This is a genomic window from Amycolatopsis aidingensis (assembly GCF_018885265.1).
In the GTDB taxonomy this organism is placed as follows: Bacteria; Actinomycetota; Actinomycetes; order Mycobacteriales; family Pseudonocardiaceae; genus Amycolatopsis; species Amycolatopsis aidingensis.
This window is the reverse complement of sequence record NZ_CP076538.1, coordinates 1,275,091-1,287,393: the sequence shown is the minus strand read 5'-3', so window position 1 is coordinate 1,287,393 and position 12,303 is coordinate 1,275,091. Positions and strand designations below refer to the sequence as shown.

Genomic DNA, 12,303 nt, shown 5'->3' with positions numbered 1-12,303 from the left:
GCCGAGGCCGTGAGGAAGGGGTTTCATGTTGCGCGCGGTATGGAACGGCACCGTACTGGCCGAGGCGCCCCGTACGGTGCGCGTAGAGGGCAACCACTACTTCCCTCCCGAGTCGGTGCGCCCGAAGTACCTCAGCAAGCGCAAGGCCAAAACGCTCTGCCTGTGGAAGGGCGTCGCCAGCTACTACGACCTGACCACCGAGGACGCGGTCCTGCCGAACGCCGCCTGGTACTACCCGCATCCCAGCCCGCTGGCGAGGCGTATCAAGAACCACGTCGCCTTCGACCGCACGGTCACCATCGAGTGGTCGTGACCGGGGCCTACGACCTGGTGATCGTCGGCGGCGGGACCGCGGGCATCGTCGCCGCGAAGACAGCGGGTGGCCTTGGCGCGAAGGTGGCGCTGGTCGAGGCCGCCAGGCCGGGAGGGGACTGCCTGTGGACCGGCTGCGTCCCGAGCAAGTCGCTCATCGCCGCCGCCACGACCGCGCACCGGATGCGCACCGGCGGCCGGTTCGGCATCACCCCGGTCGAACCCGAGGTCGACTTCCCCACCGTCATGGCGCACGTGCGCACGGCCATCGAACGCGCCGAACCCGCCGACTCACCGGAAACGCTGGCCGCGGCTGGCGCCGAGGTGGTGCCGGGAACCGCGGTGTTCACCGGACCGCGTGAGGTGCACGTGGGCCGGCGACGGCTACGGTTCCGCCACGCCGTGGTGGCCACCGGCTCCTCCCCCGCTGTGCCGCCGGTCCCCGGGCTCACCGAGGTCGATCCACTGACCAGCGACACCCTGTGGCAGCTCACCGAACTACCGCGCAGGCTGGTCGTCCTCGGCGGTGGCCCGGTCGGCTGCGAACTCGGCCAGGCCCTCTCCCGCCTCGGCGCCGAAGTGACGATCATCGAGGCCGCCGACCGGGTGCTGCCCCGCGAGGAACCCCGGGCAGGCACCACCCTGTCCGAGGCATTGAGCCAGGAAGGCATCCGGGTCCTGACCTCCACCACCGTCACCGGGGCCACCCAGGACGCCGCGACGGTACGGCTGAGCACCGACGGCCCCGCCGGAACCGACACCATCGCCGCCGACCGGGTACTCGTGGCCACCGGGCGGCGCCCCGGCACCACGGGGCTCGGCCTGGACACCGCGGGCGTCACCCTCGACCAGCGGGGCCACGTCGTGGTGGACGCCAAGCTGCGCACCAGCAACCCCCGCATCTACGCCGCGGGCGATGTCATCGGCGCGCTGCTGTTCACCCATGTCGCGGGAACGCACGGCAGCATCGCCGCCACCAACGCCCTGCTCGCCCCGCTCCGGCGGATCGACCACGACACCATGCCCCGGGTGACCTTCACCGACCCCGAAATCGCGCACGTCGGGTTGACCGAGCAGCAAGCCCGCCGACGGCATGGCAGCCATGTCTGTACCCGCGTGCTGGAACACGAACACCTGGACCGCGCGATCACCGAGGACGCGACCGGCGGCCACACCCACATCGTCCTCGACAACAAGGCCAGGGTCCTCGGGGCGACCATCATCGCGCCCCGCGCCGGGGAGATGATCGCCGAACTGGCCGGACTCGTCGCCAGGCGGGGACGGCTACGCGAGCTGAGCTCCGTGGTACACCCCTACCCGGCCTGGACCGACGGGGTGTGGAACATCGCGGTAGCCCAGGCACAGCAAACCCTGCGCAAACCCGCCCTGCGGGCACTGGCGCGGCTGCGCCGGACAGCCGTACCGGGCACCCGGAACCGGTGACCGCGCCGCCTCACCGTATGCACTGTCCGGTGCAATCACCGGGTGGGCTCCTCCGTCCGTAGGGGTAGCAAGCGTGCGTTCCGCGAAGAAGGGAAGGTGCCCATCATGCCTACGGAACCCGTGCTGGGACGGCTGGTACGCGGGGGTGTCGGCGGGCTCGCCTCGGGGGCGGTGTTCGCCGGTGTCACGATGTGGTTCGCCAGCACCATGCCGGACGGCAAGGCCGAAATGCCGCTGCGGATGATGTCCACCATCGTCAAGGGCAGCGACGCCATGGCGGCCGGTACCACCAGCATCGGCCTCGGTGTGGCGACGCACCTGGTCCTGTCCGTCGCCTTCGGCCTGGTGTTCGCACTCGTCGTGCCGATGCTGGCCACCAACGGCACGGTCGCGCTGGCAGGCACCCTCTACGGTGGACTGCTGTACGTGGTGAACTTCCTGGTGCTCGCGTCATTGGTGTTCCCGGTTTTCCAGAACGCGAACCAACCATTCGAGTTGTTCGCGCATATCGTGTTCGGCACGATCCTGTCATTCTTCTTCTATGGCTCCGGCGTACGGAAGGACGAGGCATTCGCCTCCCTCCGCGCGCCGCGGCGGCAAGCACAGACCCGGTGACGGCGGGCCGATGCCCGAACACGGGGAGGAGTTCCTTCAGGCCACCATGCCCGCGGCCGACCTGGTGCACAACCTGGCCCGGCGGCTGACCACGAGCCGGTCCGATGCCGAGGACCTGGTACAGGAAACCTACACGCGGGCATGGGTGGCCTGGCAGGACCAGCGTCGCCCCGCGCGGGTGGAACCCTGGCTGGCCACGATCTGCCTCAACCTGAACCGGGACCGCCTCGGCCGCGCCAGCACCCGCTACGAAGCCCGCTGGGACGAGGCATTCGACCCGCCGGGCACAGTGGATGTGGAGGCGGAAGTACTCGGCAGGCTGGACCACGCCGTGGTCGACGCCGCCCTGCGTGGCCTGCCCGAGGAGCAGCGCATAGCGATCACGCTGATGGACCTGTGCGGGTTCACCGCCGCCGAGGTCGCCGGCATCACCGGCGCACCCCGCGGCACCGTGCTCGCCCGCGTCCACCGGGGCCGCAAACGGCTGGCCGAATCCGTGCGAAAGGTGAACCGCCATGCACCATGACCCCGAACGGTTCGCGGCCTACCTCGCGGGCGAACTCACCGCGCACCAGCAGAACCAGTTCGAACAGCACCTGCTGACCTGCGAGACCTGCTGGCGGGAAACCCACGACGCCCGTGCCGGCCGCCTGCTCGCCGAATCCCTGCGGGAAACCGCCCCGCCGGTGCTGCGTGAGCGCATCCGGGCCATCGCCACCCTCCCCCCGGCGGCACCCCCCGCGCCCTCGCCGCGGCGTCGCAACCAGCCACCGTCCCTGCTGCTGACCGCCGCGGCCGCCATCGCCCTCCTCATGCTGCTCCTCCCCAGCGGCTCCCCCAGCCAGCCGACGCCCCTGGCCGCGGCCGCCGACCTCTACCACTCCGCCACTCCCCAACCTTCCCCCGGCACCACCCCACCCCTGCGGCGGATCGCCGACTACACCTGGCGAGGCTCCAGCAACGCCACGCTCGGCGGCATCCCGGCCACCATCCACACCTACACCGCCCAGCCCACCCGCAAACTGCTCGTCCTCACCTCCACCCGGCCCTTCCCCCGTGCCCCGGACGCCAGCGACATCACCCCCGCCCCCAGCTGGATCGCCGACCTGGACGGCACCACCATGCTCTGCGCCGACACCCCGGGAACCTCCTGGCTCGCCATCGCCCCCAACCGCACCGACGCCCTCACCGCCGGAAAAACCCTCGGCATCACCCACGGGAGTACCTGATGACCGGCGGATCCGGGTGACCACGGCTTCGGGTTACGTTTCACCTCGTCGGCCTGATAATCGTTGTCAGCAGAACCTGGCGACGATCTTCACCAGTGTCGTTTCCGTGCTGCGTTTAATTCCCGAGAAGGTTCGCTGACACGCGGCCGACGCGGATTATTACGCTGCCGATCCACTGTCGGCGTTGACGATCCGTTCCGGCCAGGATCTGGTCGAGACTGTGGTCGAGTTCGGCGTGCTGGCACCGGAAGTACTGGGCAAACGGGTGAACCGGTCGTACCCTGGCCGTGGGTCACAGCTGTCCACGCCGCCCGGCACGCTCGGGCAGCGGTTTCTGACATGGCCCGACACGGCCACCGGCGGCTGCTCCGCAGGGAGCCTCAGGTCACCGGAGCGGCCCAGACCAGGCGGGTACCGCCCTCGGGCGCGGTGTCCACGGTCATGGCGCCGCTCGCCTGGTCGGCACGTTCGCGGAGGTTGCGCAGTCCGCTGCGGACGACCCCGCCGGGAATGCCGTCCCCGTCGTCGGTGACGTCGACGACCAGATTGTCGGCGACCGAGACGGTGATGGTGACCGTGTCGGCGTGGGCATGGCGGACGGTGTTGGTCAGCGCTTCGCGGACCACGGCTTCGGCCTGCTCGGCCAGCCTCGCCGATACGACGTTGAGGGAACCGGACACGTGCAAGACCGAGCGCAGAGCGGTACCACCGGTAAGTTCGGCGATGGCGTCGTGCAGTCGTTTCCGCAGCCGCGTGGTGCCCGTGGGGTCGCCGTGCAGGTTGAAGATCGCGGTATGGATGTCGGCGATGATGGCCTGCGCGTCGTCGACATGCTCGGTCAGCCGCCGCTGCACCTCAGGCACCCGGGTCCGGGCCCGGGTGCCCTGCATGCCAAGGCCGAGGGCGAACAGGCGCTGGATCACGTGGTCATGCAGTTCCCGGGCGATCCGGTCGCGATCGCCGACCATCTCGACTTCGTGCATACGGTGCTGGTCGTCGGCCAGTTGCAAGGCCAGTGCGGCCTGGTCGGCGAAGGCTTCCGCCAGGGGCAGGTGGCGGGCGTCGAACGGCGCCGCACCGGCCGAGCGGACCGCGACCAGCACACCGGACACCGATTTCGCCGACGTCCGCAGCGGCAGCACCAGCGCGGGCCCCGGGTCCATCCCGATCTCACCGGAGGAAAGATCGCCGGTCAATGCCGGAACCTGGCAAGCGGCGGCCGCACGCAGCGCCGCGCCGCACGCAGTGCCAAGGACCGGGATACTCCGCCCGGTGATGTCGTCGGCGTGCGGCCCCGCGCTGGCGGTGACCACCAGGTCGGTGACTTCCTCGGAGGGGACGTCGAGGGCCGAGGGCTGGGCGATGAACGCGTAGTCGGCGCCGGTGAGACCCAGGGCCCGGTTGGCGATCAGGTGCAGCACGTCGGCGGGGTCGGTAGCGGCCAGTAGCTCGGCGCGGATCTCGCTGGTTGCTTCCTGCCATCGCTGCCGCGATCGGGAGTCCTCATACAGGCGGGCGTTCTCGATCGCGACCCCGGCGGCCGCGGCCAGCGCCTGGACCACGACCTCGTCGTCGCCGGTGAAGGCCTGGTCTCCATTCTTCTCGGTGAGGTAGAGGTTGCCGAACACCTCCTCGCGCACCCGGACCGGTACCCCGAGAAAGGTCCCCATCGGCGGGTGGTGTGCGGGGAACCCCGTTGAGGCCGGATGGTGAGCCAGCACGTCCAGCCGGACCGGTTTCGGCTGCTCGATCAGCAACCCCAACAAGCCGTGTCCTTGGGGCAGGTGCCCGATCCACTGCCGGGCCTGCTCGTCGATGCCCTCGTAGACGAACTCGGCCAGCCCATCGCCGTCGGTGTTGAGCACTCCCAGCGCGCCGTAGCGGCAGTCGACCAGGTTGATCGCCGCCTGCACGATCCGCCGCAGTGTCGCGTCCAGCTCCAACCCGCCCGCTACGGCGAGCATCGCCTCCATCAGTCCGTCCATCTGATCCCGGGTATCGACCAGCTGATCGATCCGGTCCTGCACCTCACCCAGCAACTCCCGCAATCGCAACTGCGACATCGTGCCCCGTAACGACACCACCGGGTCATCAGCAACATCGGTATCGCGATGGGAGGTGCCCGCTGCGCCGGATGTGCTCGTGCTCATCGCCTTGCCCCATTCCCGCGCGGGGCCGGGCCGGACACAGCTAGCACACGGATCAGATGCCGCGGGGATAAGCGGGCATGCGCGGCGACCCGCCACAAGGGGACGTTGCCCATGCGCGGCCGGGCGCTGGCCCGGCACAACCGCCCGAACCACAACTGCTCGGCCACCCAGGCACGGTGGACCCGATAGTACGTCACAGACATCGAGAGCCTCCACACCATCGACACAATGCTCAGGTCGTGGATACCACTCGCCGGGGACTGGGACGGCGCATCCTGCTCACAGGCCGCCCCGCACCTGCACTCTCACGGCACGGACGGCCGGGAGAACACCTACCATAAGCCGCTGACTGCCGCTGCGTCCACCAACCGCAGCGGCGCACTCGGTGAACACCAGACAATCCGTCACCCGGCCCGCCCGCGTTGCCACAATCATGTGTCGACTGTCGCGTGGTCGTACCGCGGTCGCTGATCCCGCAGGGACCCAGCCGGCCAAGCGAGCACGCTCCCGCATAATCGGATGTGCCTGTGGTGGCGCGGCAGGCGTATCGAAGACCGTAGCCGCGGTCAAGATCGCTCCCACGACAGCCCTGTGGCATAAACCGCAATGGTGGTCTACCGTAGAAAGCCTGGTGACGTGCCGAGCCGGGCAGAGGACCGGCCGGGCGTACGTAGGTGCCGTGGCGCTCCAGACCCCGGTGTTGGACACCTGCAATCCGACAACCTGGATTGACAGGAGACGGCTGGAGCGATTGCGATGCCAGAGATCGACACCGGGACCATGGGCCGCCCTGCCTGGTCGCCGCGTGCGGGAACGATCACGCCAAGGCTGGGTGAGCGGGCGCGCCTGGCGCCGCAACAGTTGCGCGCAGCCCTCCAGAAGCCACCACACACCGACCTGCGCCCGCTGATGATGCCCTGGTGAGCGCGGGGACGGCGGAGAGTGGCCGGCGCACGTGCGGCGGTCCAGCGCCAACACCGCACAGCTAGTGAATTGCCGTCCCCGCTCCGATGCGGGTGTGCCAGTCATCGAGAGCGGCCGATCACGTGTTTCGGAACAACATGAAGGAGCCGTGCTTACGGACCCGGCGTGCGCACAAGAGCGCTACGTGGTGGTGGTCCGACGAGGAACAAGCCCACCCAGCGCGACCCCTCGGCAGCAGAAGAGGAAGACACATGACCGTAGACACGGCAGCATCATCGGTCACCCACATCGCCGAAGATCAGGTGCCCCGGCCGCGCCCGGCGAACGGCACCGCACAGAAGACCTCGCCGTCAGTGCTGAGAATGAAGGTGGAGTGGCCCAGCCCCAGCACCGCCGTCGTCAGGGCCTGGGGTGAGCTGGATATGCTGACCACACCACAGTTCGCCGAATTGCTCGGCTGCCGCCTGAACGGCACGCTGCATCTGCTCATCATCGATCTGTCCGGATTGGATTTTTTCGCCGTATCCGGCCTAGCCGTGCTCGCCCACGCGAAGATGCGGGCCGAACAACGCGGCATCGTGCTGAGAGTGGTAACCGGACAGAACCATTGCGTGACCCGGGCGTTCACGGCCACCGGCCTAGACCGGCAGCTCTCACCGGACCACAGCATCAGCACGGCGCAGCAGCCAGCGTGACCCACCTCCATCATCGTCGGCCCTGGCCCAAAGTAAGCGCAGACGAAGTTCCACTGGAACTGTTCCAATTGAAGGCCAACGAAGGCCCTTGGCTGGACTCCCTCTAACACCGGGCAGCGGTCCGCCGCCTGGCCAGTTCCCGCCGCTGACCGTTGTGTTCGCGCACTGCATCTCCGACAGCCTGGACACCTGGGACGCCACAGCGGACGACGGTCCGGTGGTGGTGTGTCCATCCTATACCGCAGGAAAGGAGCTGATCATCAACGCGGCCGGCAAGATTGAGGACCGCGCCGAGGATCCGTGTGCGGGGACGAGCTCACCCCGACGCTGGACGAGCGACGTCGCGCAGTCGACCCCGGAGGCGAGGGCTGCGGGCATGGCGGCTGCCAGCATCCCCGCCCGCGGCCGAGCATGTCCGGCCACGGTTAATTCACACGCTGATGTGATGTCAGCCTTTCAAGCCCGAACTGGCGACGCCGCGGATGAAGTAGCGCTGCGCGAACAGGAAGATTACCAGGACGGGCACCACGTACAGGGTGGCTGCGGCCGCCTGCAACGTGGAGTCCGGGTTGCCATGCGGGGGTCGAGGTAGAACGCGGCAAAAGCGACCGACAGTGTGGTGTGGTCGGGTCGAGAAAGAGGGCAGGCGCGACGTAATCGCCCAGTTCCAGGTGAACGAGGGCAGAAAGGAAGTCATGAGCACGGGCCGGGACAACGGCAGGAAAATCCGCAGGAATATCCGTCCGTACCCGCAACCGTCGATGATCGCCACCTCTTCCAGCTCGGCGAGGATAGCGGCGAAGAACTGGCGGAACAAGAGCACCAGGAACGGTGATGCCGCGAGGCCCCACATCACCCATGGCCAGTACGTGTTGACCAGTCCCACCCTGGCGAACAGCACGTACGTCGGAATCAGGGTGAGAATCTGCGACAGCGGCCCTCCTCGCTTGAACATCGTTGTTCCTCTCAATGGTTCGGCGGTTCCGTCGAACGTCGTCGAATCACAGTCGAAGCGCTTCAACAACGGGCCGCCGGATGTGCCCTGTTCTGCAGTTGTCCGTTACGCCCTTCGCCGGGTCTCCCCGTTGGGGGTGCCGCTGCTCTTTCGCTGGGTGAGCCGGGGCTGGAGCAACGTGGCGCTGGGTACCTGTTCTCCGCTCAACTTGGTCATCAGCAGGTCGACCGCCTGGCGGCCGACCTCGTCCGCCAGGATGGCCACCGAGGTCAGCCCCGGAGACGTGCGCTCGGCGACCTCGTCCGGGCAGATGGCTACGACCGAGAGATCATCCGGTACCGTACGGCCCTCCTCCCGGAACGCGGCCAGCAGCGGGTCGACGATGGGTTCGTTGTGCACGACGACACCGGTGAGGTCCGGGTGTTCCCGCAGCAGCTCGGCGGCGACCCGCCTGGCCGCGGCCGGAGTCGCCTCACAGGGATGCACGCTGGTGGCGATGCCGTGCGCCGCCGCGGCCCTGGTGAAGCCGGTCAGGGTGCGTCGCGCGAACCCGGTCTCCCGCTCGTAGACCTCGGGCGGGGAACCCACCAGCCCGATACGCCGGTGGCCCAGCGCGGCCAGGTGGTCGACGCAGGCGGCACCCGCCGCGGTGAAGTCGAGATCGATGCAGGTCAGCCCGTCCGCGTCGGCCGGGAAACCAATCAGCACGGCGGGTCGCTGCAACGTCCGCAGCACCGGAATCCGCGGGTCGTGCAGCTCGACGTCCATCACGATGATCGCGTCGACCAGTGCCGTTCCGGCGACCCGCCGCAGTCCGTTGACTCCCTCGTCCTGGGTCAGCAGGAGGACGTCGTGGTCGTAGCCACGCGCTGCGGTGACTACCGAGGTGGCGAACTGCATGATGACCGGAACGTGGATACCGGCCCGCAGCGGGACGACCAGTGCGACCACATTGGAGCGGTTGCTCGCCAGCGACCGCGCCCCGGCATGCGGGTGGTACCCGAGCACCTTGATGCTCCGCAGCACGCGTTGCCGAGTCCGCTCAGAAATCGACCGCTTGCCGCTGAGTACGTACGAGACCGTGCTCGGGGCAACGCCCGCGTGCCGGGCCACGTCCTCGATCTTGGCCACGATGCGCCATCCTGCCTGTATCGAATCGCTTCGACCGGAGTGTCGAACGTCACACTCGTCCGGGGCAATGCTCCAGCGACCTCGCTTGGTTACCGGTCAGTAGCATATCGTCGGCATATCGAAAACCAGATACATGCTGGCAACACCACGCCGCCTTGACTGGGAGGCATGACCTACAGCGAACCGGCACGAACAGCGGCCCGCCGCGACCGATCGCTGACGTCCTCGTCCACCCCGGCCGCCCTGAAGAAGGGAATTACAATCTACGGATGCGGGCCGGACGAGGCCACGCTGTTCCGCGAGATAGCACCGCACTTCGGCGTCATGCCGACCATCACAGCGGCAGCGGTGTCCGAGGCCAATATTCACCTGGCGCTCGGAAATCGATGCATCAGCGTCGGCCATAAGACTCGGATCACGAACTCCACGCTCCTCGCGCTCAGCAGGACCGGGGTAACGTACATCTCCACGAGAAGCATCGGATGCAACCATATCGACGTGAAATACGCGGAGAGCGTCGGAATTCTCGTAGAGAACGTCACCTACTCGCCCGACAGCGTTGCCGACTACACGCTGATGCTGATGCTGATGGCGGTACGGAATGCCAAGTCCATCATTCGCCGAACGGAAACTCACGATTATCGACTGAACGACGTGCGTGGGAAAGAACTGCGCGACCTGACCATTGGGGTAGTCGGAACGGGGCGCATCGGCTCAGCGGTCATAGACCGGCTGTGGGGCTTCGGCTGCCAGAAACTGGCCTATGACATCCGTCCCAGGACCTCTGCCGACTATGTTCCTCTCGATGAACTGTTGCAGCAGAGCGACATCGTCACGCTCCACATCCCGCTCGACGCGGACACACACCATCTCCTCAATCGTCGACGTATCGAGCAGATGAAGCACGGAGCGTTCGTCATCAACACCGGACGCGGCGCACTTGTCGATACCGAGGCCCTTCTCCGAGCACTGGAACACGGCAAACTGGGCGGCGCGGCCCTGGACGTCCTCGAAGGAGAAGAAGGAATATTCTACACCGACCGCAGCAACAGGCCCATTGAAAGCACACTGTTACCGCGACTACAAGAACTGCCGAACGTGCTGATCAGCCCGCACACCGCCTACTACACGGACCACGCCCTGAGCGACACCGTCGAGAACTCCATCATAAATTGCCTGAAGCACGCGGGCAGGAAGCAGCACTGGATATGAAGATCGGAATTATATTCGGGGGCTGCTCCGAAGAGCACCCCATCTCCGTCAAATCTGCACAAGAGGTCGCGAAACACCTCGATACCGAAAAGTACGAACCGTTCTACATCGGGATCACCCAGAGCGGCGCCTGGAAGCTCTGTGACGGCCCTGACGTAGGTTGGGAAAACGGCAACTGCCGTCCGGCCGTGCTGTCACCGGACAGCGGCGCACGCGGCCTGTTTGTCCTGGACCAGGGACGATACGAGACGATCAGCCTGGACCTGGTGCTGCCCGTCCTGCACGGCAGACTCGGCGAGGACGGTGCGATACAGGGTTTGCTGGAACTCTCCGGCATCCCTTACGTAGGCTGCGACGTCCAAAGCTCTGCGCTGAGTATGGACAAGTCCCTTACCTACCTCGTCGCCAGAAACGCGGGAATCGAGACACCGGACTTCTGGACGGTCCCGGCAGACGGGTACATCGATCCCGACCAGATTACCTATCCCGTCTTCGTGAAACCGGCCCGTTCGGGCTCGTCTTTCGGCGTCAGCAAGGTGTCCCGGAAAGAAGAACTGCCGAGTGCGGTACAAACGGCGAGACGGTATGACTCGAAGGTGTTGATCGAAGAGGCCGTCGTCGGCAGCGAGATCGGGTGCGCCATCCTGGGTAACGACCTGGGTTTGATCGCAGGCGAGGTAGACCGCGTTGCGCTGTCCCATGGATTTTTCAGGATCCATCAGGAGAGCGAACCCGAAACCGGTTCCGAGAACGCGACATTCATCGTCCCTGCCGACATCGCGGAAGAGTCGCGCAAACTCGTTCAGGAAACAGCAAAAGCCGTATACCGCGCCCTGGGTTGCCGGGGGCTGTCACGGGTGGACATGTTCCTCAAGGAGGACGGAACAGCCGTCCTCAACGAGGTCAACACCTTTCCCGGCATGACCTCGTACAGCCGCTACCCGAGGATGATGGCAGCCGCAGGGTTACCACTCGCCGAGGTGATCGACCGGATGGTGTCGCTGGCACTGCTGACAGGAACAACCCGATGAAACATGGCTTCGCCTTTGCCGACGAGCTTGTGCCCGGCATACGCTGGGACGCCAAGTACGCCACCTGGGACAACTTCACCGGCAAGCCTGTGGACGGATACTTGGTAAATCGAATTGCCGGTACGACGGCCTTGTGTGCGGCCCTGGACCTGGCGCGAAAGGAGGCCGCAGCCCTTGGCTTTGGTCTGCTGCTCTGGGATGGCTATCGTCCGCAACGCGCCGTGGACTGCTTCCTGCGCTGGGCGAAACAACCGGAGGATGGCCGGACGAAGCTGCGACACTATCCGAATATCGACCGAGCCGAGATGTTCGAACAGGGTTACGTGGCTGCCAAGTCGGGCCACAGCCGGGGCAGCACCGTTGACTTGACGCTTTACCACCTGGCGACCGGTGAACTGGTAGCCATGGGCGGTGACCATGACCTGATGGATGCAATCTCACATCACGGAGCCAGAGAGGTCACGCCAGCCGAAGCGAGGAACCGCCAACAACTTTGTTCCATCATGGAGAACTGTGGCTTCAGCCGATACGACTGCGAGTGGTGGCACTACACGCTGAAAGACGAACCCTACCCGGACACCTATTTTGATTTTCCCATCGCATAGA

At 66.6% G+C, this 12,303-nt stretch carries 13 protein-coding genes; 10 read left to right on the top strand and 3 right to left on the bottom strand.

The features are described 5' to 3' along the window. Nucleotides 1-25 precede the first annotated feature (25 nt). The 5 genes from KOI47_RS06315 to KOI47_RS06295 all read left to right on the top strand — a co-directional run bounded on the left by KOI47_RS06315 (nt 26) and on the right by KOI47_RS06295 (nt 3,599). On the top strand, nt 26-313 hold the full coding sequence (locus tag KOI47_RS06315) for a DUF427 domain-containing protein (protein WP_216214798.1): 288 nt from the start codon (nt 26-28) through the stop codon (nt 311-313). Beyond that, nucleotides 310-1,755 carry a dihydrolipoyl dehydrogenase family protein gene (locus tag KOI47_RS06310; RefSeq protein ID WP_232376570.1) on the top strand — a complete coding sequence of 482 codons (1,446 nt, stop codon included), beginning with the start codon at nt 310-312 and terminating at the stop codon, nt 1,753-1,755. The genes KOI47_RS06315 and KOI47_RS06310 overlap by 4 nt, the downstream gene beginning before the upstream one ends. A gap of 105 nt (nt 1,756-1,860) precedes the next feature. Next, nucleotides 1,861-2,370, top strand: coding sequence for a hypothetical protein (locus KOI47_RS06305; protein ID WP_216214793.1), 510 nt, complete (start codon nt 1,861-1,863; stop codon nt 2,368-2,370). 10 nt (nt 2,371-2,380) lie between these two features. Next, nucleotides 2,381-2,896: an RNA polymerase sigma factor gene (locus tag KOI47_RS06300; RefSeq protein WP_216214791.1), complete on the top strand. Its 516-nt coding sequence runs from the start codon at nt 2,381-2,383 to the stop codon at nt 2,894-2,896. Then, entirely contained in the window at nt 2,886-3,599 is a 714-nt protein-coding gene (locus KOI47_RS06295; protein WP_216214789.1) for an anti-sigma factor family protein, read from the top strand. Before KOI47_RS06300 ends, KOI47_RS06295 begins: the two co-directional genes overlap by 11 nt. Before the next feature lie 380 nt (nt 3,600-3,979). Here the strand turns inward: KOI47_RS06295 and KOI47_RS06290 are convergent, their stop codons facing one another. After that, nucleotides 3,980-5,749, bottom strand: a complete 1,770-nt coding sequence (locus KOI47_RS06290; RefSeq protein ID WP_216214787.1) for a sensor histidine kinase — start codon at nt 5,747-5,749, stop codon at nt 3,980-3,982. A 756-nt stretch (nt 5,750-6,505) separates the two neighbouring features. Between KOI47_RS06290 and KOI47_RS06285 the strand changes: the two genes are divergently transcribed. Together KOI47_RS06285 and KOI47_RS06280 are read left to right on the top strand one after the other, a co-directional pair. Then, on the top strand, nt 6,506-6,673 hold the full coding sequence (locus tag KOI47_RS06285) for a hypothetical protein (RefSeq protein WP_216214785.1): 168 nt from the start codon (nt 6,506-6,508) through the stop codon (nt 6,671-6,673). Nucleotides 6,674-6,924: 251 nt separating this feature from the next. Next, nucleotides 6,925-7,368 carry an STAS domain-containing protein gene (locus KOI47_RS06280; protein ID WP_216214783.1) on the top strand — a complete coding sequence of 148 codons (444 nt, stop codon included), beginning with the start codon at nt 6,925-6,927 and terminating at the stop codon, nt 7,366-7,368. A 448-nt stretch (nt 7,369-7,816) separates the two neighbouring features. Here KOI47_RS06280 and KOI47_RS06275 read toward each other — a convergent pair whose 3' ends face one another. Next, nucleotides 7,817-8,323 carry a carbohydrate ABC transporter permease gene (locus tag KOI47_RS06275; protein WP_216214781.1) on the bottom strand — a complete coding sequence of 169 codons (507 nt, stop codon included), beginning with the start codon at nt 8,321-8,323 and terminating at the stop codon, nt 7,817-7,819. 105 nt (nt 8,324-8,428) lie between these two features. Beyond that, the gene (locus KOI47_RS06270; RefSeq protein ID WP_216214779.1) at nt 8,429-9,454 is read right to left on the bottom strand and encodes a LacI family DNA-binding transcriptional regulator; all 1,026 of its coding nucleotides are present in this window, start codon (nt 9,452-9,454) and stop codon (nt 8,429-8,431) included. A gap of 216 nt (nt 9,455-9,670) precedes the next feature. Here KOI47_RS06270 and vanH point away from each other — a divergent pair, with 216 nt between their 5' ends. The 3 genes from vanH to vanX are packed head-to-tail and all read left to right on the top strand — an operon-like array spanning nt 9,671 to nt 12,302. Then, nucleotides 9,671-10,666: a D-lactate dehydrogenase VanH gene (vanH, locus tag KOI47_RS06265; RefSeq protein ID WP_408629921.1), complete on the top strand. Its 996-nt coding sequence runs from the start codon at nt 9,671-9,673 to the stop codon at nt 10,664-10,666. Then, complete coding sequence (vanA, locus tag KOI47_RS06260; RefSeq protein WP_216214775.1) at nt 10,663-11,697, top strand: D-alanine--(R)-lactate ligase; 1,035 nt, start codon at nt 10,663-10,665, stop codon at nt 11,695-11,697. Before vanH ends, vanA begins: the two co-directional genes overlap by 4 nt. Beyond that, on the top strand, nt 11,694-12,302 hold the full coding sequence (vanX, locus tag KOI47_RS06255; protein WP_216214773.1) for a D-Ala-D-Ala dipeptidase VanX: 609 nt from the start codon (nt 11,694-11,696) through the stop codon (nt 12,300-12,302). Before vanA ends, vanX begins: the two co-directional genes overlap by 4 nt. Nucleotide 12,303 lies beyond the last annotated feature (1 nt).